At 65.0% G+C, this 21,885-nt stretch carries 18 protein-coding genes; 12 read left to right on the top strand and 6 right to left on the bottom strand.

The features are described 5' to 3' along the window. The first annotated feature begins 270 nt into the window (after window positions 1–270). From FNJ47_RS21760 to FNJ47_RS21750, 3 genes are read left to right on the top strand one after another with little or no spacing between them, the layout of a single operon-like run. Complete coding sequence (locus FNJ47_RS21760) at window positions 271–1,053, top strand: alpha/beta fold hydrolase (protein ID WP_163156708.1); 783 nt, start codon at window positions 271–273, stop codon at window positions 1,051–1,053. 10 nt (window positions 1,054–1,063) lie between these two features. Next, window positions 1,064–1,399, top strand: coding sequence for a hypothetical protein (locus FNJ47_RS21755; protein ID WP_163156706.1), 336 nt, complete (start codon window positions 1,064–1,066; stop codon window positions 1,397–1,399). A gap of 48 nt (window positions 1,400–1,447) precedes the next feature. After that, window positions 1,448–2,122 carry a dienelactone hydrolase family protein gene (locus FNJ47_RS21750; protein ID WP_163156704.1) on the top strand — a complete coding sequence of 225 codons (675 nt, stop codon included), beginning with the start codon at window positions 1,448–1,450 and terminating at the stop codon, window positions 2,120–2,122. A gap of 166 nt (window positions 2,123–2,288) precedes the next feature. Here FNJ47_RS21750 and FNJ47_RS21745 read toward each other — a convergent pair whose 3' ends face one another. The 3 genes from FNJ47_RS21745 to FNJ47_RS21735 form a co-directional block, all read right to left on the bottom strand. Beyond that, entirely contained in the window at window positions 2,289–3,035 is a 747-nt protein-coding gene (locus FNJ47_RS21745; protein WP_163156702.1) for a polysaccharide biosynthesis/export family protein, read from the bottom strand. A gap of 173 nt (window positions 3,036–3,208) precedes the next feature. Next, complete coding sequence (gene msrA, locus FNJ47_RS21740; RefSeq protein WP_163156700.1) at window positions 3,209–3,865, bottom strand: peptide-methionine (S)-S-oxide reductase MsrA; 657 nt, start codon at window positions 3,863–3,865, stop codon at window positions 3,209–3,211. 126 nt (window positions 3,866–3,991) lie between these two features. Further along, window positions 3,992–4,309, bottom strand: a complete 318-nt coding sequence (locus tag FNJ47_RS21735) for a hypothetical protein (protein ID WP_163156698.1) — start codon at window positions 4,307–4,309, stop codon at window positions 3,992–3,994. A 372-nt stretch (window positions 4,310–4,681) separates the two neighbouring features. On the opposite strand from FNJ47_RS21735, the gene rpsT reads away from it, so the two are divergent. From rpsT to FNJ47_RS21695, 8 genes are all read left to right on the top strand, one after another. Beyond that, window positions 4,682–4,948 carry a 30S ribosomal protein S20 gene (rpsT, locus tag FNJ47_RS21730; protein ID WP_163156696.1) on the top strand — a complete coding sequence of 89 codons (267 nt, stop codon included), beginning with the start codon at window positions 4,682–4,684 and terminating at the stop codon, window positions 4,946–4,948. Between the two features lie 1,219 nt (window positions 4,949–6,167). Continuing rightward, window positions 6,168–7,598, top strand: a complete 1,431-nt coding sequence (gene dnaA / locus FNJ47_RS21725) for a chromosomal replication initiator protein DnaA (RefSeq protein ID WP_163156695.1) — start codon at window positions 6,168–6,170, stop codon at window positions 7,596–7,598. A gap of 265 nt (window positions 7,599–7,863) precedes the next feature. Continuing rightward, window positions 7,864–8,982: a DNA polymerase III subunit beta gene (gene dnaN / locus FNJ47_RS21720; RefSeq protein WP_163156693.1), complete on the top strand. Its 1,119-nt coding sequence runs from the start codon at window positions 7,864–7,866 to the stop codon at window positions 8,980–8,982. 75 nt (window positions 8,983–9,057) lie between these two features. Then, window positions 9,058–10,194, top strand: coding sequence for a DNA replication/repair protein RecF (gene recF, locus FNJ47_RS21715; RefSeq protein WP_163156691.1), 1,137 nt, complete (start codon window positions 9,058–9,060; stop codon window positions 10,192–10,194). Between the two features lie 583 nt (window positions 10,195–10,777). Further along, complete coding sequence (gene gyrB, locus FNJ47_RS21710) at window positions 10,778–13,213, top strand: DNA topoisomerase (ATP-hydrolyzing) subunit B (protein WP_163156689.1); 2,436 nt, start codon at window positions 10,778–10,780, stop codon at window positions 13,211–13,213. Between the two features lie 409 nt (window positions 13,214–13,622). Then, window positions 13,623–14,915 carry a UDP-N-acetylglucosamine 1-carboxyvinyltransferase gene (gene murA / locus FNJ47_RS21705; protein WP_163156687.1) on the top strand — a complete coding sequence of 431 codons (1,293 nt, stop codon included), beginning with the start codon at window positions 13,623–13,625 and terminating at the stop codon, window positions 14,913–14,915. Between the two features lie 57 nt (window positions 14,916–14,972). Further along, entirely contained in the window at window positions 14,973–16,391 is a 1,419-nt protein-coding gene (locus FNJ47_RS21700; protein ID WP_163156685.1) for an MATE family efflux transporter, read from the top strand. Then, window positions 16,388–16,876, top strand: a complete 489-nt coding sequence (locus tag FNJ47_RS21695; protein WP_163156683.1) for a DUF2867 domain-containing protein — start codon at window positions 16,388–16,390, stop codon at window positions 16,874–16,876. The genes FNJ47_RS21700 and FNJ47_RS21695 overlap by 4 nt, the downstream gene beginning before the upstream one ends. Before the next feature lie 14 nt (window positions 16,877–16,890). Here FNJ47_RS21695 and FNJ47_RS21690 read toward each other — a convergent pair whose 3' ends face one another. Continuing rightward, entirely contained in the window at window positions 16,891–18,030 is a 1,140-nt protein-coding gene (locus FNJ47_RS21690; protein ID WP_163156681.1) for an FUSC family protein, read from the bottom strand. Window positions 18,031–18,162: 132 nt separating this feature from the next. Between FNJ47_RS21690 and FNJ47_RS21685 the strand changes: the two genes are divergently transcribed. Then, a complete protein-coding gene (locus tag FNJ47_RS21685; RefSeq protein WP_163156679.1) occupies window positions 18,163–19,533 on the top strand; it encodes an MmgE/PrpD family protein in 1,371 nt (456 codons plus the stop codon). A gap of 317 nt (window positions 19,534–19,850) precedes the next feature. Here the strand turns inward: FNJ47_RS21685 and FNJ47_RS21680 are convergent, their stop codons facing one another. Next, window positions 19,851–20,141, bottom strand: coding sequence for a DUF1330 domain-containing protein (locus tag FNJ47_RS21680; protein ID WP_163156677.1), 291 nt, complete (start codon window positions 20,139–20,141; stop codon window positions 19,851–19,853). Between the two features lie 126 nt (window positions 20,142–20,267). Continuing rightward, a complete protein-coding gene (locus FNJ47_RS21675) occupies window positions 20,268–21,686 on the bottom strand; it encodes a serine hydrolase (RefSeq protein WP_163156675.1) in 1,419 nt (472 codons plus the stop codon). Window positions 21,687–21,885 lie beyond the last annotated feature (199 nt).

Here is a 21,885-nt window from a genome sequence, read left to right as displayed (position 1 = left end):
GGCGGAAGCCGCTTACGGCGGCAACTCACTGTTGGGTCATGGCTGGCGCCCACCGGGTAAGCGACAGTTGCCGAAACAATGATCCGGTTCCCGGTTGGAGGCAATCCAATTTGGAATTGCTCGAAAGGAATAAATTTCGGAAACTGCCGGTTGTGCGATGCGGCAACGGCATGAAGCTTTTGAAATGCCAGTATTGATGCCGTATCGATGGCTCCTACCAAGGTCGGTAGCGCCGCCGGACCTGACGTCGACAACAGAAGGAGCCCGTCAATGGCCAAGCTCAACCGCAGCGGAGTCGATATCTATTATGAGATTCACGGCAGCGGCCCGCCTTTGATCCTCACCCACGGCTATTCGTCGACCTCAGCGATGTGGCAGGGCCAGATCGAGGCGCTGTCGAAGCGGCACAAGCTGATCCTGTGGGACATGCGCGGGCACGGCCAGTCCGACTATCCCGACAATCCGGATGCCTATAGCGAAGCCCTGACCGTCGGCGACATCGCCGCCCTGCTCGACGCCGCCGGCGCGGACCAGGCGATCGTCGGCGGCCTATCGCTCGGCGGCTACATGTCGCTCGCCTTTCATCGCGCCCATCCGGAACGGGTGCGCGCGCTTCTGATCATCGACACCGGCCCGGGATTCAAGAAGGACGATGCCCGCGAGGTCTGGAACAAGCGCGCCCGCGACACCGGCGACCGGTTCGACCGCGAAGGGCTCGAGGTGCTGAAGTCGGCGAGCGCCGAGCGCGCATCGGTCACGCATCGCAATGCAAAGGGCCTCGCGCTCGCCGCGCGTGGCATGCTCGCGCAACGCGATGCGCGGGTGATCGAGTCGCTGCCCGCCATCAAGGTGCCAGCACTGGTTGTGGTCGGCGCCGACGACACGCCGTTCCTGGCGGCGTCCGACTACATGGCGGCGAAGATCCCGGGCGCGCAGAAGGCGGTGATCCCGAACGCCGGCCACGCCGTCAATATCGACCAGCCAGAGGCCTTCATCGCCGCGGTGCTTCCGTTCCTCGATCGCCTGGAATCGGGCGCGGCAACGGCCAAGTAAAGGACACGGCATGAAGACGATCGCCGTTGCCGTGTTGCTGACTGTGGCCACGACCGCTGCAAGCGCCCAGAAGCTGCCGTTCGTAACAGCCCCGTCCACTTTCACCGCGACGCTGTCGAACACCACCCCGCTGGTGTTCGGCATGGGTGTCGCGGACGCGCAACGCGCGCTCGGCACGCCCTTCACTTATGTGAGCGGCCGGCCCGGCAACGAGATCTTCCTGACCTTCCGCGACCTCGGCGGCAGCGGGCTGTTTCCGCACCACGACCGCCTCTTCCTGCAGTTCCGCAAGCACCGGTTGACCGGCTGGAAGGCCGACTGGGGCGAGAACTGGATGTGGCGCTAAACCTGATCGATGCCCTTCATGCAACCCCCAACATGACAAGGATGGACCATGGGACAAGACATCAAACTGAAAGCTTCAGACGGATTTGAACTCGGCGCCTATCGCGCCGACCCTGCCGGCGCGCCGAAGGGCGCTGTCGTCGTGATCCAGGAGATCTTCGGCGTCAATCACCACATCCGCTCGGTTTGCGACCGGCTGGCGAAGGAAGGCTATGTTGCGGTTGCGCCCTCGATCCTCGACCGCATCACGCCGAACTTCCAGAGCGGCTATTCTCCCGACGAAATCGCCGAGGCGCGCAAATTCGTCGCCAATCCGGACTTTGCCGCGATGCTGCGCGACAGCCAGGCGGCGATCGACGCAGTGAAGTCGGTCGGACCGGTCGGCATCATCGGCTTCTGCCTCGGCGGCAGCATCGCCTATGCGGCCGCCACCAAGCTGTCAGGGCTGTCGGCTGCGATCGGCTATTACGGCGGCGCCATCATACGCTTCGCCGACGACAAGCCGGCCGTGCCGACGCAACTGCATTTCGGCGAGAAGGATGCCGGCATTCCCTTGAGCGATGTCGAGACCATCAAGTCGAAGCGGCCCGAGGTCGAGGTCTTCATCTATCCCGGTGCGCAGCACGGCTTCCATTGCGACGAGCGCGCAAGCTACGACAAGGCCAGCGCCGACACCGCCTGGCCGCGCAGCATGGAATTTTTCGCGAAGCATTTGCGGAAATAAGCCGCAGCTTTTTCCATCTCGTCATTCCGGGGCGCGCGAAGCGCGAGCCCGGAATCCATTTCCGCCGCATCATTCGTGGTGGAATGGATTCGGGGCCTGCGCCTTACGGCGCATCCTCAGGTGCGCAATTGCGCACCGGGGAATGACGGGTGGATGGAAATTTCGCCTAAAACCAGCGCTCGCCGACGAACACTGTATCGCCCGGGCTCATCGGCGTGCCCAGCGGCACCACGAAACGGCCGGCGCCGGACGCGTCGGTGTGGGTCAGTGTCACGCTGTCGCGGCGGGCGCGCGGCGAGAAGCCGCCGGCAATCGCGACCGCGCTCTCGACGGTCATGTTCGGCACGTAGGGATATTGGCCGGGGGCCTGGACCTCGCCGAGGATGAAGAACGGCCGGTAGGACTCGATCTCGACCGCCACCGACGGCTCGCGGATGAAGCCGTTGCGCAGCCGTGCCGAGATTTCACCGGCGAGCCCGGCCGGCGTGCGGCCGCGTGCCGGCACCGAGCCGATCAGCGGCATCGTGATCGCGCCCGCGGCGTCGATCGCGTAGGAGTTGGTCAGGCCTTCCTGGCCATAGACCACGACGCGGAGCTTGTCGCCCGGGCCGAGATGATAGGAATTGTCGTAACCGGCGGGCCCAGCCGGCGCGGCGGCATAAACGACTGGGGCGGCGACCGGCGCGGCATAGCCATAACCGGGAGAAGAGCTCGCGAAGGCGGAACGCAATGCGCTGATCGCACCGCCGCCTCCATCGGCAACCGGAGCGGCTGCGTAGGTCGGACCATAGGTGACGGCATCGACACCTTGCGGGCCGACGGCAACGGGCCCAGACGTGCTCATGCAGCCAGACAGCGCGAGCGCAGCCACAACGGCAGTGATCGGCAATCGTAACGCGCGTGCAACCGGCACCGGACTTATCCCTCAACGGCGAGACAGGCCCAGTCTTGCACCACTTATGGTTAATAAAGGGTTTTCGGGGATCGAGTAGAGAGCCGGAAAGCCCGCCTCCCCCTCGATCCAGGGCCGGCCTCCGGAAAAGCGCGGAGCGCGTTGCCGGAGCGGTTGCTTCTCAAGCAGGACGATCAGGCGGTGACGCCGACGCCGATCGGGCAGGAGACGCCGGTGCCGCCGAGCCCGCAATAGCCCGCCGGATTCTTGGCGAGATACTGCTGGTGATAGTCCTCGGCGAAGTAGAACTCGCCGGCCGCGGCGACTTCCGTCGTGATCGCGCCGAGGCCCTTGGCGGCAAGCGCCTTCTGATACATCGCCTGCGACGCATCGGCAGCTTTGCGCTGCTCGTCGCTGAAAGTGTAGATCGCGGAGCGATACTGCGTGCCGATGTCGTTGCCCTGGCGCATGCCCTGCGTCGGGTTGTGGTTCTCCCAGAACGTCTTCAGCAGCTTCTCGTAGGAGATCTTCTTCGGGTCGAACACGACCAGCACAACTTCGGTGTGGCCGGTGCGTCCCGAGCACACCTCCTCATAGGTCGGGTTCGGCGTGTGGCCGCCGGCATAGCCGACTGCGGTGGTGTAGATTCCGTCGCCGAGTTCCCAGAACTTGCGCTCCGCGCCCCAGAAGCAGCCGAGCCCGAACACCGCCTGCTCAAGGCCTTGCGGATAAGGCGGCGTCAACTTGCTGCCGTTGACGAAATGGGTGGTCGCGGTCGGGATCGGCGTCGCGCGGCCCGGCAGCGCCTCGGCGGCGCTTGGCAACGCGGTAGTCTTGCGCATGAACAACATGGATACCTCCAGGCGGGACATCGGCCGACGCGGGTTGGGCCTGCGGGCCGGCTGTCACCTATATATGTCCTTACGGAGATGATGGCAGCCCCGTTACCGATGGCTGCGGCCGAAGGCTCAGCCAGATCAGTCGCGTGAATAGCCGATCAGGGGCTTGCGCGGCCGGAACAGGATCATCAGCAGGATGCCCAGGATGCCGAGCACCGCGAACACCGGCTGCTCGAGGAGCAGGCGGACCACACTGTTCCAGAGCCAGGGCGCGAGGTGATCCAGCCAGGCGTGGAACGCCTGCTGGCTCGACTGATGGATGTCGTTCCAGAACTGGCCGAACTGGGTGAACCGCAGGCTCTGGTCGGCGACGTAACGGGCTCCGTCATAGACCATGAAGATGAAGCTGCCAGCCAGCAGCAAAAGGCCGATCAGACGGAAAAAGCCGCGGATCATGCGTCACCCAAATTCCCTGTCGCGCCCCGCGCGTCGTCAGGCCTTACCGGGCGCCTCCCGGAAATTCAACCTCTTCAGCGGCTTATCCGGCCCTCCCGGGCCCGATTTCGGCCCCTTTTTGAGCCCCGAAAGCGTTGACGCTTACGCCTGCGCCATCTATAAGACCGGCCGATGGCGGCGGGCGCAATCCTGCCGCCGCTGTTCTTTGGACAGTGCCGCATGCGGGGGCAGCAATTTGCGCTCTTCGCATGGCAGCCTCAAGGACACCCAAGTCAATACCTTGGACAAATACATCAGAGTCGAGATTTGAACCGGCCGGTGCGCGCAAGCCCGACCACCGAGCGATCACCGCCGAAGGACAGTTAGAGAACCATGGCCAACACCACCTCCGCCAAGAAGGCGACCCGCAAGATTGCCCGCCGCACCATCATCAACAAGTCGCGCCGCACCCAGATGCGTGGCGCGGTGCGCACCGTCGAGGAAGCGATCAAGAGCGGCGACCGCGAGGCGGCACTCAAGGCGATGACCAAGGCCGAGCCTGAGCTGATGAAGGCAGCGCAGCGCAACATCATTCACAAGAACCTCGCGAGCCGGAAGGTGTCGCGCCTCACGCAGAGCATCGCCAAGCTCGCCAAGTGAGCTGCAACTCAGCTGACTGAAAAACAGATCTGTCACGAAGCCCGGCTCGCGCCGGGCTTTTTGTTTTTGTCCGGACTTTTGTCGTGGAAGTTTCATAGCGCGAGAACAATGCGCGTTGCCGCGCAACGAACTGCGTGTCATGTTTCGTCGCGTCCGTAGTTCTACCGGACAATATGCTTAACACAGCGCACTCGCGCACAGATTGTTCTTCGCTAAGCTAGATAGATGGAATAGCGAGCGAATATCTCGCGTTGAAATTCGCGACGTGGGGTTACCCTGCAAAAGTAATCGAGAAAAATGACGTCTCGCGAATTACTTATGCACATAGCGTCGGACAGCGATTGGAAAAATGACCGACGCGAGACCAATTGTAAATTTTCTATGAAAAATTTTTGGTATTGCACCGTCCTTTGTGACACGCGTGAATCTGTGCGCTGATTCAAAAACTTGCTTTCGCAGCTCAGCATCGGCAACGCCGCAACAGTTGCGAAGAGTCGCGATCCCCGTCGAATCCACGGATTGTCAGAAAATGCGCTTGGTGTATTTATTTCTTGTTCGCGACGCCCACGGTTCTCCAGATCAGCGCGGTTTGAGACCCAAGGGCGGACGCACAAATCGGCGGCGGTGTGTGCGTTAGCGACGCTTTCCAAGCGAAGCTGGATTGACGGCTCATAGCGATATGAGGACGGTCGACCTGTGTCAAAATTTCTCCGGCGATGTCCCCGGCAATTTGGGGGATCGAACAAGAGAGACCAGGCGTCAGTCGGAATCCAGCAACGGGAACGCGGCGCGAGCGAACGGGTTGACGACGACACGCGGCGGCGAAGCACCGGGCATCTCGGTGTTCGGTAGCGGCAGTTCGAATTGAAAGACACGAGCAAGCTGACAACTTGCCGCGATACGTCGCGGCGGGAGGGGGAGGACTTATGCCTTACGGTATCATCACTGCAGTCGAACCGACGACAACTGAAGTGCAGATTTCCAGTGGTGCCGTAATCAACTCCTCGGACGTTGGCTCTTCCCCCCAGAGGCCGTCGAGTACGCGCTGACCTCGCGGGACGCATCTTCTCCAAACAGCTGATCTGTCGGGTGGCGCATGGCCGCCGCACGGGAGAGCTTTGTCCGGAGCAGACCGCGCCCGCTAGAGGTCGCGCCGTGGCAGCAAACCTGCCCGGCGCTTTCGCAACAATTATCTCTCAGACTTGGAAGTACGAAGACAATGACGAACACGGAACAGGATCGCTGGTCGCGGGTGAAGGGACGTTTGCGGACGAGTGTCGGCGAGGACGTTTACACGAGCTGGTTCGCACGGATGGACCTGGAGAGCGTGCACGATGAGAGCGTGCACCTGTCGGTTCCGACCCGGTTCCTCAAGAGCTGGATTCAGGCGCATTATGCCGAGCGCGTGCTCTCCTGCTGGCAGGCCGAGATGCCCGAAGTGCATCGCATCGACCTCACGGTGCGTTCTGCGATCCGTGCGGCGGTTCCGGCGAAGGAAGCGGTTGCACCGGTCGAAGTGCGTCGTGTCGAGCGCAACGACGGCCGCCCCGCGCCGGAACTGCGCGCATTCGCGACCGCGCCGGTGTCCGCAAGCCATGATGCGCTCGGCGGCTCGCCGCTCGATCCGCGCCTGACCTTTGCGAGCTTCGTCGTCGGCCGCTCCAACACGCTGGCCCATGCGGCTGCGCGCCAGGTTGCGGAAGGACGCCGCGGCGATCCCGTGATGTTCAACCCGCTCTACATCCATGCCGGCGTCGGCCTCGGCAAGACCCATCTGCTGCAGGCGGTGACCTGGGCCGGCAATTCCGGCGGCGAGCGCAAGGTGCTGTATCTCACCGCCGAGAAGTTCATGTACGGCTTCGTCGCGGCACTGAAGACGCAGACGGCGCTGGCGTTCAAGGAAGCGCTGCGCGGCATCGACGTGCTGGTGATCGACGACCTGCAGTTCCTGCAGGGCAAGTCGACGCAGGCCGAGTTCTGCCACACGCTGAACGCGCTGATCGATGCCGGCCGCCAGGTCGTGATCGCGGCCGACCGTCCGCCGTCCGATCTCGAAAGCCTCGACGACCGTGTCCGCTCGCGACTGGCCGGCGGCCTCGTGGTCGAGATGGCTTCGCTCGGCGAGGAACTGCGGCTCGGCATCCTGAAGTCGCGCGTCGCCGCGGCCCGCGTCCACCACGCAAGCTTCGACGTGCCGGAGGAAGTGCTCGACTATCTGGCACGCACCATCACCCATAATGGCCGCGACCTCGAAGGCGCGATCAACCGCCTGCTGGCGCACTCCAAGCTCAACAACCAGCCGGTGACGCTGGAGATGGCCGAGCGCGAGGTGCGCGACCTGATCCGCCCGCAGGAGCCGAAGCGGATCAAGATCGAGGACATCCAGCGCGTGGTTGCCCGGCAGTACAATGTCAGCCGCTCCGACCTCTTGTCGTCCCGCCGCACCGCCAATGTAGTGCGCCCGCGCCAGGTTGCGATGTATCTGGCGAAGACGCTGACCTTGCGCTCGCTGCCGGAGATCGGCCGACGCTTCGGTGGCCGCGACCACACTACGGTGCTGCACGCCGTGCGCAAGATTGAGGCACTGGTCGCCAAGGACACGACGCTGTCGGAAGAAGTCGAATCGCTGAAGCGCCAGCTCCAGGAATAAGGCAGCCGCATCCGGCTGGCTCGTTCCATGGCCCTCCCCTTAGCCAAAGGGGAGGGCCAAACTTTTTTCCGACCCAAAACGTGGGGAACGGGGCCCGTTTCGCGCCCGTATCCCTTGCACCGGCCGCTCATCCGAGCCACCTTGCGGTCCCCCCGTGGGTTTGATCAAATCCGGTATTGATCCGGCTTTTCGGGTTTCCAACGCCGCGGTGCTGCCCTGAACGGCCGCCCGGCTTTTCCATCTGAGGGATCTGGCGGGTATTGCAATGAAGGTCACCGTCGAGCGCGCGCAACTCCTGAAATCGCTGGGTCACGTTCACCGCGTGGTCGAGCGCCGCAACACCATCCCGATCCTCGGCAACGTGTTGATCCGCGCCGAAGGCGCCAAATTGTCGCTGAAGGCGACCGACCTCGATCTCGAGGTGACGGAGACCTTGGCCGCCGAGACCGGAACCGCCGGCTCGACCACGGTGCCCGCGCACATGTTCTACGACATCGTCCGCAAGCTGCCCGACGGCTCGCAGATCGTGCTGGAGGCCGACGGCGACCGCTCGGTGCTCGCCGTGCGTGCCGGCCGCTCGCGCTTCACGCTGCAGACCCTGCCCGAGAGCGATTTCCCCGGCCTCGCCGCCGGCGATATGACGCATTCGTTCTCGCTGCCGGCGTCCGACATCAAGCGCCTGATCGACCGCACCCAATTTGCGATCTCGACCGAAGAGACCCGCTACTACCTCAACGGCATCTATCTGCACGCGGCCGGCAGCGCCAAGGCGGCGACCCTGCGCGGCGTCGCGACCGACGGCCACCGCCTGGCCCAGATCGACCTCGCGCTGCCCACGGGCGCGACCGGCATGCCCGGCGTGATCGTCCCGCGCAAGACGGTCGGCGAGGTGCAGCGGCTGATCGAGGGCGACGATGCCGAGATTTCGATCGAGCTGTCGGATGGCAAGATCCGCTTCACGCTCGGCAACGTGGTGCTGACCTCGAAACTGATCGACGGCACCTTCCCCGACTATGGCCGCGTCATTCCGCAGAACAACGACAAGGAACTGGTCGTCGACAAGAAGGATTTCGAGGCCGCCGTCGACCGCGTCTCGACCATCTCGAGCGAACGCGGCCGCGCCGTGAAGCTGGCTCTGTCCGCGGGCAAGCTGGTGCTCTCGGTCACCAACCCGGATTCCGGCAGCGCCACCGAAGAGCTCGAGGTCGAGTACGCCTCCGACGCGCTCGATATCGGCTTCAACTCGCGCTATCTGCTCGACATCGCCGCCCAGATCGAGGGCGAAGTCGCAGTGCTGAAGCTCGCCGATCCCGGCTCGCCAACGCTCGTGCAGGACAAGGACAGCAAGGGCGCACTCTACGTGCTGATGCCGATGCGGGTGTGACGGACTTCTCTTCGCGCGCATCAGCACTAGATTGCGTCGTGGCTGGGCACGACTGCCCGGCAATGACGAGCTGAGATGACCCCGTCCCGCATTCATCGCCTGTCGCTGACGCATTTCCGCAATTACCGGGCGGCAACGCTGCAGGTCGCGGGCGACATGGTGGTGCTGGTCGGGCCGAACGGCGCCGGCAAGACCAATTGCATGGAGGCGGTCTCGTTCCTGTCGCCGGGCCGCGGGCTGCGCCGCGCGACCCTGGAGGACATCGCCGACAATCAGGGCGACGGTTCCTGGGCGGTCTCGGCCGAAGTGGAGGGCGCGCTCGGCCTCGCCACGCTCGGCACCGGCATCGATCCCCCGACCGGCGAGGCGAGCAACACCAGGCGCTGCCGCATCGATCGCGAACCGGTGGGTTCCGCGACCGCCTTCGGCGATCATCTGCGCATGGTGTGGTTGACACCCGCCATGGACGGCCTGTTCATGGGCGCGGCGTCGGAACGGCGGCGCTTCTTCGACCGCCTGGTGCTGGCCATTGATTCCGAGCATTCCAGCCGCGTCTCCGCACTGGAGCGTTCGCTGCGCTCGCGCAACCGGCTGCTCGAGGTGCGCAACTATGACGACCATTGGTGTGATGCGATCGAGCGCGAGACCGCGGAGCTTGCGGTCGCGGTCGCCGCGTCGCGCGGCCAGACCGCCGCCAAGCTCGCGGTGATGCTGCGCGAGCGCGGCGCGGCCTCCGCCTTTCCCTCCGCCGAGATCATGCTCGATGGCTGGATGGAGAATGCGCTGCTGCAGGAGCCCGCGACCGCAGTGGAAGACCGCTATCGCGAGGTCCTGCGCGCCAGCCGTCCGCGCGACGCCGCCGCCGGGCGCACGCTGGACGGCCCGCATCTGACCGATCTGCAGGTGGTCTACGCACCGAAGAACATGCCGGCGCGCGACGCCTCGACCGGCGAGCAGAAGGCGCTGCTGATCGGGCTGGTGCTGGCGCACGCCACGATGGTTGCGGAGATGACCGGCATCGTGCCGCTGCTGTTGCTCGACGAGGTCGTCGCTCACCTCGACCCCAACAGGCGCAAGGCGCTGTTCGAAGAGCTCGGCAAGCTCGGCGCCCAGGTCTGGATGACCGGCGCCGACCCCGCGGCCTTCGTCGATATCGGTCCGCGAGGGCAGATTTTCGACGTCGAATCCGGCCGCGCCACGCGGCGCGGCTGATTGGCTGCAGCCAATTCCGTTCCGATGGAATCGGAACGGGGCTCTAGATTCTTGTTCTGACGCGTTTTCATTACGCGAACCGGTACCCACTTCGCTCGAAAACGCTCTGGGCAATCTGAAGCGGTGGCGCCGTCGCGGAGCGCATTGCCAAAATATCGAAAACAACCCCATGCAAAGTCGCCGGCGGCGGCCGGCTGTCGACCAGACGGCTTGACACGTCGGGCAACTCAGGAGCATTATTCTAATATTCCGAAATTGCGCGACATCCCCTCGCCCCGGTCCGCCGATGCCCGGCGGCGACAAGCGAGCCTCCGACGCCGCTCCAATTCGGCTTGGTCTCATCATGTTTCCGGCGGCGCAGAATCGGCCTTGGTGAGGGCTCCGAATCCGTCACCGAATCGGGCTTTTCAGCGCCTCCGGAATCGGCCTCTGCAGACCTTGAAAAAGGCCTAAAAAATCCTATCTATTCAGTAGTTTGTAGAGAGAGACTTTGCGCTAGGCGCAACACCTCTTTCATGGCACAAATAGCGGAATCAGCGCCTCAAAATGTGCAGCTGATTCGGGACATCCTCGAAGGCCTCACATGACTGAACCTGCCCGGCAGACCCCTGCCGAATCTGAGCATCCCGTTCCGGCCGAATATGGTGCGGAATCGATCCGGGTGCTGAAGGGCCTCGACGCCGTCCGCAAGCGGCCCGGCATGTATATCGGCGATACCGATGACGGGTCCGGCCTGCACCACATGGTCTACGAGGTCGTCGACAACGCCATCGACGAGGCCTTGGCGGGGCATGCGAGCCGCGTGCTGGTCACCCTCAACGCCGACAATTCCGTTACCGTGTATGACGACGGCCGCGGCATTCCGGTCGGCATCCACAAGGAAGAAGGCGTCTCGGCAGCCGAGGTCATCATGACCCAGCTGCACGCCGGCGGAAAATTCGACCAGAACTCCTACAAGGTTTCCGGCGGCCTGCACGGCGTCGGCGTCTCCGTCGTCAACGCGCTGTCCAGCAAGCTCGGCTTGCGCATCTGGCGCGACGACAAGGAACACTACATCGAGTTCGCGCACGGCGATGCCGTGGCGCCGCTCAAGGTGGTCGGAGACGCCCCGGGCAAGCGCGGCACCGAGGTCACCTTCCTCGCCTCGACCGAGACCTTCAAGAACGTCGAATATGATTTCGCCACGCTCGAGCACCGGCTGCGCGAGCTCGCCTTCCTCAATTCCGGCGTCCACATCGTGCTCTCCGACATGCGCCACGCGGTCGAGAAGCGCGAGGAGATGCACTATTCCGGCGGCGTCGAGGAGTTCGTCAAATATCTCGACCGCAACAAGAAGGCGATCGTGCCGGCGCCGATCATGGTGCGCTCGGAAGCCAACGGCATCGGCGTCGAAGCCGCGCTGTGGTGGAACGACAGCTACCACGAGAACGTGCTGTGCTTCACCAACAACATCCCGCAGCGTGACGGCGGCACCCATCTGGCCGGCTTCCGCGGCGCGCTGACGCGCCAGGTCAACGGTTATGCCGAGGCCAATGCGAAGAAGGAAAAGATCGCGCTGACCGGCGACGATTGCCGTGAAGGCCTCACCGCGGTGCTGTCGGTGAAGGTGCCCGATCCGAAATTCTCGTCGCAGACCAAGGACAAGCTGGTGTCCTCGGAGGTTCGACCGGTGGTCGAGAACGTCCTGAACGAGGCGCTCGCCGCCTGGTTCGAGGAGAATCCGAAGGAAGCCAAGGAAATCGTCGGCAAGGTGATCCAGGCCGCCGCAGCCCGCGAGGCGGCGCGCAAGGCCCGCGAGCTGACACGCAAGAATCCGCTCAGCGTCTCCTCGCTGCCCGGCAAGCTCGCCGACTGCCAGGAGAAGGATCCAGCCAAATCCGAGCTGTTCATCGTCGAGGGCGACTCGGCAGGCGGCAGCGCCAAGCAGGGCCGCAACCGCGAATTCCAGGCGGTGCTGCCGCTGCGCGGCAAGATCCTCAATGTCGAGCGCGTGCGCCCCGACAAGATGCTGTCGTCCGAGCAGATCGGCACGCTGATCACCGCGCTCGGCACCGGCATCAGCGACGATTTCTCGGTCGACAAGCTGCGCTACCACAAGATCATCGTGATGACCGACGCCGACGTCGACGGCGCCCATATCCGCACGCTGCTGCTGACCTTCTTCTATCGTCAGATGCGCTCGATCATCGATGGCGGCTTTCTCTATATCGCCCAGCCGCCGCTCTATAAGGTCTCGCGCGGCAAGTCCGAGCAGTACCTGAAGGACGAGCGCGCGCTGGAGGATTATCTGATCTCGACCGGGCTCGACGAATGCGTGTTCAAGCCGGCCTCCGGCGACGACCGCTCGGGCCGCGACTTGCTGGCGCTGGTCGAAGACGCAAGGATCATCCGCTCCGTGTTGCGCAACCTGCACAGCCGCTACAATCGCGCGGTCATCGAGCAGGCCGCGATCGCGGGCGTGCTGAACCCCAGGATCACCTGCGACATCGCGACCGCCAGTTCGGCCGCCGAGTACATCGCCAAGCGGCTGGACGCCGTGGCCGACGAGGTCGAGCGCGGATGGATCGGCACGTTCACGGAAGGCCAGGGCTTCCAGTTCGAGCGCACCGTGCGCGGCGTCAAGGAAGCGGCCGTGATCGACGACGCCTTCCTCGGCTCGGCCGATGCACGCAAGCTCGATGAATACGCCACCGAGCTGCAGGAGATCTACGTGCGCGCGGGCAAGCTCCGGCGCAAGGATGCGGAGCAGATCATCCACGGTCCGGTCGACCTGTTCGAGGCCGTGACCGACGCCGCCCGCAAGGGCATCTCGCTGCAGCGCTATAAAGGTCTCGGCGAGATGAACCCGGAGCAGCTGTGGGAGACCACGCTGGACACCGAGGCGCGCTCGCTGCTCCAGGTGAAGGTCAAGGAGGTCGACGAGGCCGACGATATCTTCACCAAGCTGATGGGCGACGTGGTCGAACCGCGCCGCGACTTCATCCAGGAAAACTCGCTCAGCGCCACCATCGACATCTAACGGCCTGCACCCGAGAGAGTGTGAATGTATTCAGTGTCGTCCTGGCGAAAGCCAGGACCCATTACCCCAACCGCTTGCTGTTGCGCGACGCTGGGGCCACGATCTCACTCCCAATCGAACTCGGTGGTAATGGGTCCTGGCTTTCGCCAGGACGACGGCGTAGGGAGGCCGCTCGCTACAATATCTCAGACCGTCGTCCTCAGAGGCAGACACGCGCTTTCCGACGCGATGGCGCGGCGAGAATGACGTATCCGTGACAACGCGACCGGTACGGTTGCGTGGCTACCTTTCGGGTGGAAGCTGCGCCGGGAGTTGTGTTACGGTGCCGGACAGCCATTGATTCCGTTATGGAATTTCGAATGGCCGAGTTTGAATCCAAGTCTGCATGATGCGTTAGGGGACATTCCGCGTGCCGCCGATCCAATACATCGTCGAAGGCGGCCGCCGCCTTTCGGGCACCATCGAGCCGTCGGGCAACAAGAACTCCGCGCTGCCGATCATCGCCGCTGCCCTGCTCACCGAACACCCGGTCACGCTGACCAACGTGCCGCGCATCCGCGACACCGAAACCTTGGTCGAGCTGTGCCGCTCGGTCGGCGCCAGCGCCGAATGGACCGAGCGCAACACGCTGCAAATTCATGCCAAGGAGATCCGCGCCGCCGATCTCGACCCGGTTCTGTGCGCGCGCATCCGCGCCTCGATCCTGCTCGCGGGTCCGCTGCTTGCCCGCTGCGGCGAGGTCGCACTGCCGCCGCCCGGCGGCGACGTGATCGGCCGCCGTCGGCTCGACACGCACTTTTTGGCGTTCGAGCAGCTCGGCGCCACGGTCACTGCGACGCACCGGCTCGAATTCCGCGCCTCGAAGCTGAAGGGCGCCGACGTGTTCCTCGACGAGCCCAGCGTCACCGCGACGGAGAACGCGCTGGTCGCCGCCGTCGCCGCCCGCGGCACCACCTATCTGCGCAACGCGGCCTCCGAGCCGCATGTGCAGGATCTCGCCAATTTTTTGATTGCGCTCGGCGCCAGGATCGAAGGCGTCGGCACCAACACCATCACCGTGCACGGGCCGGCGACGCTCGGCAGCGCGACCTTCGCGATCCAGCCCGATCATATCGAGGTCGGTTCGCTGATCGGGCTTGCTGCGGTGACCCGCTCGCCGCTGCGCATCGCGCGCGCCGGCGTCGAGCATCTGCGCTCGATCCGGATGGGTTTTGAGCGGCTCGGCATCGTCTGCGGCGTCGAGGGCGACGACCTCGTCGTGCCGTCGAACCAGACCATGAAGATCCACGACGATTTCGGCGGCCATGTGCCGAAGCTCGAGGACCAGCCCTGGCCGGCCTTCCCGGCCGACCTGATGTCGATCGCGATCGTCACCGCGACGCAGTGCGACGGCGTCATCCTGATGCACGAGAAGATGTTCGAGTCGCGGATGTTCTTCGTCGACAACCTGATCGCGATGGGCGGCCGGATCGTGCTGTGCGATCCGCATCGCGCGATCGTGGCCGGTCCGAGCCGGCTGCGCGGCGCCCCGATGAATTCACCCGACATTCGCGCCGGTATGGCGATGCTGCTGGCCGCGGTGTGCGCCAACGGCACCTCCACCATCAACAACGCCGACCAGATCGAGCGCGGCTATGAGCGGATCGACGAGCGGCTCAACGCGCTCGGCGCCAAGATCAAGCGGATTCCAGCGCGAACCTAACTTCCTGCGGCAGCTTGGCCATCCTTCCGGCCGGTTTGCCGTGCTAGACGTGCCATCATGACCTGCATCGACAAGATCGACCCGGCCGCGGCGCGCGCGACCGTCGTCCCCTCCGGGGCGGCGTTTGCCGTACCCCGCAAGCTGCTCACGGCCGAGCTCGCGGAGACGCTGAAGCTCGCGGTGCCGCTGGCGCTGACGCAGCTCGGGCAGATCGCGATGATGACGACAGATCTCGCCTTCATCGGCCGACTCGGCAGCGAAAGCATCGCCGCGGCGGCGCTGGCGCATACCGTGTATTTCGTCAGCTTCACGATCGGCATGGGCATGATGTCGGCGGTCTCGCCACTGGCCGCGCAGGCGTTCGGCGCCCGCGACCCGCGCGTGATGCGGCGCGCGCTGCGCGTCGGGCTGTGGGCCGGCTTCTTCATGGTGCTGCCGCTGATGGCGCTGCCGTTCCAAGGTGAGCGCATCCTGCTCGCGCTGGGCCAGACCAAGGCTACCGCGCATCTGGCGCAGCAATATCTGTTCGGGCTCGGCTGGGGCATCCTGCCGGCGCTGTGGTTCATTGCGCTCCGCGGCTTCATGAGTGCGGTGAACCGGCCGGAGCCGGTGCTGTGGATCACACTTGCGGCGATCCCGGCCAACGCACTGATGGTTTACCTGCTGCTCTACGGCAAATGGGGCATGCCCGAGCTCGGCATGTTCGGCGCCGGACTTGCGACCACGATCGTCAATCTCGGCACCTTCCTCGCCGGCGTGTGGTTCGCGGCGCGGCGCCGCCCGTTCCGCAAATACCATGTGTTCAGCCGCGTCTGGCGCATCGACTGGCCGCTGATGGGCAAGCTTGTCGCCGTCGGCGCGCCGATCTCGATTGCCTTTCTGCTCGAATACGGCCTGTTCGGCGCGGCCGGCCTCTTGATGGGGCTGATCAGCACCACGGCGCTGGCTGCGCACCAGATCGCGCTGCAGATCGCGGCGATCCTGTTCATGGTGCCGTTCGGCGTCAGCATGGCTGCGACCGTGCGGGTCGGCCAGGCCGTCGGCCGTCGCGACACCGACGCGGTGCAGCGCGCCGGCTTCGTCGCCGTCGGGCTCAGCGGCGTCTTCATGAGCATCATGACGCTCGCGGTGATCCTGGCCCGCTTCGAGATCGCCGCGCTGTTCCTCGGTGAGGCCTCTGACGCCACCGCGCAGCTTACCGCGGCGCTGCTCTTGATCGGCGCGACCTTCTTCATCGCCGACGGTGTCCAGACCACCTGCGCCGGCGCGCTGCGCGGCATGAACGACACCCAGGTGCCGCTGCTGTTCGCCGTCATCAGCTATTGGCTGATCGGGTTTGCGTCGGCCTCCGCGCTGGCCTTCTGGGCCAGGCTCAACGCCCCCGGCGTCTGGATCGGGCTGTCGCTCGGGACTGCGGTTTATGCCACCCTCCTGATCTTGCGTTTCCGCCTTCTGGCACGCAGACTGGTTGGATGAGGGTCGACGAGGTCACGCCGAACGTGGATTCCGCTGCGCTGCTCGCCGGCGCGCAGTTTGCCGATGCGTTCCGGATTGCGACCACGCGCCCCGACCTCGATGCGCGGCACGCGACGGAGGCAATGGTGGCAGGGCAGCCGCGCTGGTTCGAATGGCTGGTTGCCTTGCGCAATCTCCTGGTCGCACCGTTCGGCCTGAAGACCTCGGGCGCGACAGAAGGCGTGGCGTGCGACATGATCGGGATCTTTCCGGTGGTCAGCGAAACCCCGGAGCGGCTGGTCGCGGGCTTCAACGACAAGCATCTCGACTTCCGGCTTGTCGTCGACGTCGCGCCAGTCGACATCGCGCCCGCAGGAGCCGCGCGCAGCATCACCGCGACCACGCTGGTGCTCACCCATAACTGGCTCGGGCGCACGTATCTTGCAGTGATCATGCCGTTCCACCGCCTGATCGTGCCCGTGATGCTGCGCAAGGCCGTTGGATGAGTTTTGCGTAGATCTTAGGCCGCGCTCTTCTCCGGCGTCTCAGCGACGATCTTCTCCGAGGCATCCTCGTTGGTGCACCAATTGCCGTGGCAGCGCTTGAGGTCGTTCAAATTCTGCCGCATCTGGTCGAGCGAGAAGCCGAGCGCGTAGAAGCGTTCGGCGGCATCGACCGGCAGGCCGCGGATCAGGCCATCCCTGCGGACCGCGGTGACCTCCTCGCTATAGGCATGCAGCGCGGCATCGACCGGCGCCATGTCGGCCGGGCCGCTGCCGGCGCGCAAGGCGGTCGCGACCGCCACCATGTAAGTCACGATCGCCTTGCTGACGTCGGCCAGCGGTCGCGCCAGCCTGGCCTGGATATCGGCCGGCAGCGGCACGACGCAGGCGCGCCCGATCATCACGACGTCATGCCGCAGCCGCTGGATGGTCCGCAGCAATGGCCCGGTGTCCGGCCCCGATGACAGATGCATCGAGCGCTCGCGCTCGGCTTCCATGCCGGTCGCGTGCAGATTGGTCACCGCGGTGCCGATGCCGTCCTGGATCCGGTGCAGCGCGTCGTTGTCGAGACCCCGGGTCAGGCCGGCGAGCAATTCGGCGAACGCCGCCGCAAGCAGTTCCAGCAGCTTTGAGCCATTGACCCGGATCTGGCTGACCGCGCGCGACGGCAGCACCAGGAACGAGATCACAAGACCGGTGAGCGCGCCGACCGTGACCTCGAGGACGCGGTCGATCGCGGAGTCCAGCGGGTTGGAATGATGCATCGTCGGCAGCAGCAGCACGATTACCGCCGTCACCGTCGCCGAGTTCAGGCTGGGATTGAGCGCGGCGATGAAGGCCAGCGGCACGATCGCCAGCACCAGCAGCGCCAGCAGGCTGCCCTCGCCGGAATGCGGGATCAGCACCGCGATCGCGCCGCCATAAATGGCGCCCCCGATGGTGCCGAGCATGTAGTCCCTCGTTGCCTTCAGCGAGCGGCCGACGCTCATTTGCGTCACGATCAGCGAGGTCAGCACCGCCCAGAGCGGCAGCATGAGGTTCAGCGCCACCGCGATGACATAGGCCGCCACGCCGGCGGACGCGATCCGTACCGCCAGCGCCAGCTGCGTCTTGCGGCTCCAAAGCTTGTCGAACATGCGTTTTGCGAAGGTCCTCATGCACCCTGATCCGCAATCAATGGAAAGGCCTATGTTAAAGGACGTCGAGCATGGCTGCTGCCCGCGGCGGCAAGGTGGCTTGAAAGGCCAAACCCGCCCGCCTACCCTGCGCCGCAAGATTGAGGAAACACGATGGCCCACGAAACCGCAACGCTCGCCGCCTATGTCGCCGACCTGAAATTCGAGGACATCCCGCCGGAGGTGCTGGAGCGCGCCAAGGTTTTGACGCTGGATTTCCTGGGCAGCACCATCCGGGCCCGCCGCGATGCGGAATCGACGCCCGCGCTGATGAAGATGCTGGAGGCGCTGGCGCTGGACGGCAAGGGCGAGGCCACGGTGTTCGGCGACACCAAGACCTGGACCCCGGCGGTGGCGGCGTTGCTCAACGGCGCGCTCGGCCATTCGCTCGACTTCGACGATACCCATGCCGATTCCTCGCTGCATCCGAGTGCGCCGGTGGTGCCCGCCGCGTTCGCGGTCGGCGAGATGGTCGGCGCCTCCGGCCGCGACGTGCTGACCGCGATCGTCGCCGGCTATGAAGTGTGCTGCCGGCTCGGCAACGCGCTCGATCCGACCTCGCATTATGCCCGCGGCTTCCACCCGACCGCGACGGCCGGCACCTATGGCGCCGCAGCCGCGGCGGCCAAGCTGTTCGGCCTCTCGAAGCAGCAGATTATCTCCGCGTTCGGCGTCTCCGGCAGCCAGGCTGCGGGCTCGCTGCAATTCCTGGTCAACGGCGCCTGGAACAAGCGCTACCAGGTCGGCGCCGCTGCGATGAACGGCGTGATCGCCGCGACCCTCGCACGCAACGACTTCATCGGTTCGAGCGAGTCGGTCGAGGGCAAACATGGCCTTTTGGTCGGCTATACCGATGATGCGCATCCGGACAAGGCGGTGGCGGACTTGGGCCACACCTATGAGACGCTGAAGATCGGCGTGAAGCCCTATCCGAGCTGCCGCTACACCCACGCCGCGATCGACGCGCTGATCGCGATGCGGCGCGAGCACAATCTGACGCCGGACCAGATCAGGAAGGTCGAAATCGGCCTGCACCGCAACGGCATCACATTGACCGGCGATGCCGCCACCAAGCGCCACCCGACCTCGGTGGTCGGCGGCCAGTTCTCGATGTTCTTCACCGGCGCGATCGCACTCGACCAGGGCCATTTCGGCTGGGACGATTACGACCGGCTGGGGGACAAGGCGATCGACGCGCTCGCCGACAAGTTCGACGTGGTGCAGGACGATCGGCTCGAAATCGGCCGCACTCACCCGTTCGGCGCCCGCGTCTCGATCACCACCGACGACGGCGTGCATGAGCGCCTCTATGCCGATCCGTCCGGCGAGCCGACCTCGTTCCCCGACGCGCAGGCGATGCAGCAGAAGTTTTTGACGCTGGCCCGCCCGGTGCTCGACAAGCGCGCCGACCAGCTCGCGGATGCGATCCTGACGCTGGAGCGGTTCGATCGCGTTGAGAAGGCGACGCAGCTGGGACGGCAGTAAGCCAGCTGTCATCGTTACAACGCAGGGCGAGCTGCCAAGCCCACAGTCGTCGTCCCGGCGAAAGCCGGGACCCATACGCCGCGGCGAGCGTCGTGAATGGGATTCGTCGCTCCAGCATCGCGTAACCACTTGCAGCGGTGGCTATGGGTCCCGGCTATCGCCGGGACGACGATGAGTTTGTTGCATCGAGCCGCGGCACTCTCTTCCGTCATTCCGGGGCAGCCCGGAGCGCTGAGCCCGGAATCCATCGCACAACAGAACAAGCGGTGAAATGGATTCCGGGTTCTCGCTTCGCGAGCCCCGGAATGACAAAGGGCCTACCCCTCGCCATCGATAATCACAAAATCCCCGTCCGAATATTTCTGCCGGATCGCCTTGGCGGCCTGATATTCCGCGCAGGTGTAGCATTCCATCGCGGTGGCGCGATCCCTGAACTCGATGACGAAATTGCGCTGGCGCGCTGCGCCTTCCATCACCTCAAAGGGGCCGTTGCGCACGATGAAATTGGCGCCGTATCTGGCGAATACCGGCATCGCGGCGGCGAGGTATTCGGGATAGCGCGCTTCGTCGTGCACCGTGACGTGCACGATCCAGTAGGCTTTCGGCATGATGGTCTCCGGCTGCGGCGATTTTCAAAACGGTGGCGCACCTCCTGCGAGATGCGCCACCGCATCAGAAAATTCCTCGCGCGGAGATTCAATTCACGATCCCGCGGGCGGTGTGTGACGTGCCGGTCAATTGCCACCCGCGAGCTTCGCGTTGCTGGACATTGCCGCGACGACATCGCGAACGAGGTCGAACACACCGTCCGCCTTGGGCGGCGAGTTCGGCGAACGGCCGAGCCGCACGATGACCAGCCGCTGTGACGGCACGATAATCACATACTGCCCGATCGTGCCCTTGGCGAAGAACGCGTCGCGCGGCATGCCGTGCTCGACGCGATATTTGGCGCCAAAACTGTCGCCGAGATTGCTCCAGAAGCCTGCGCCGATGCCGACCCAGGCGTTTGGCGTCGGCGACGCCGAGTACTTCACCCAGCCCGCGGGCAGGATGCGCCGGCCGCCGGCCACGCCGTCATCGAGATAGAGCTGGCCGAACCGCGCCCAATCGCGTGCGCTCGCCATGATCGCGCCTGATCCTTCTGGCGTGCCCGCCGCATCGAACTGCATGACGACGTTACGCATGCCGAGCGGATCGAACAATTCGCGGCGCGCGAAGCGCAGCACGTCGGCGGCATGACCGCCGGCCGCGTCGCGGATCAGATGCGAGAGGATGATGAAATTGCCGTCGTGATAATTCCAGGCTTGGCCCGGCGCGGTCTCGAGCGAAATGCTCTCGGCGTACGCGGCCATGTCGGGTTCCATGTACTTCATCCGGTTGACCGGTTCGAGCGTGGAGGCCAGTGAGGCCTGCAACGAGCTGCCGAGCGCAAGGCCCGCGGTGTGACGCAACAATTGATCGATCGTGATCGCGTGGCGCGGATCGTCGGGATTTTTCCAGGCGGCGATCGGCACCGGTTGGTCGACCGCGAGCTTGCCGTCGCGCACCAAAACTCCGATCAAGGCCGAGATCACCGATTTGGTGCCGAGCAGCGGCTTATCGATGCCGATGCCGTCGGCGTAGCGCTCGGCGACGACGCGGCCGTCTTTCATCACGACAACAGCGCGGGTGCGGCGGAACGGCGGCTCCGCCGGTTCGGCAAAAGCGCGATCGAGCGCGGCCACGAGCTGCGGGCTCTGTGGCGCGACAACCGCGGGGCCGGCGATCTCGGGCAGCAGCGCGGCCTGCGGCCGTGCGGGCGGCAGCGCGATGTCCGCCAGTACCTCGCCATGTTCGAGGGTGCAGCCGACGCCCTCGCGATAGACCGCATGGCTGCGGCCGAACCCGAGCAGCGTCACGGTGACGTCCCTGCGGTCGAGGTCGATCTCGGTGTCCATCGCCCAGGTGATCAGGCCGGCGCCCGGCATCGCCTCGGTGGTCTCGGCCAGGTTCCGCTTCGGATCGAGCCCGCTGACGAAGGTCTCCGAGCAGACGACGTTGGCGACAAAGCCGGTCGCCACCTTCGGGACGTCGCGGGCGCGGGCGGCGGATAGCAGCAACGCCCCGAAGGCGGTGCTGGCAATGAGAGCGAAGATGAGCTTTCGACGGGTCACGGGATCCTCCGGCATCGCGCAATGGGTGCGTGACCGGGATCAGGCCGCAGCGGACGCGAGAGCGCTCGCCGGATTTCGAAATCGGGCTGGCCGAGGATTGGGAAGGGCTGGTCGATTCTGTAATTGTCGTGCGATTACAACGCCTCATCGTAAGGGACGCACGCCAGTCAGGCTCCCTCCCCCCTTGCGGGGGAGGGTT

This window comes from Bradyrhizobium uaiense (assembly GCF_010811875.1).
Taxonomy (GTDB): Bacteria; Pseudomonadota; Alphaproteobacteria; order Rhizobiales; family Xanthobacteraceae; genus Bradyrhizobium; species Bradyrhizobium uaiense.
Note: the sequence above shows the minus strand (reverse complement) of the source record. Positions and strands in the feature narration are given on the sequence as shown.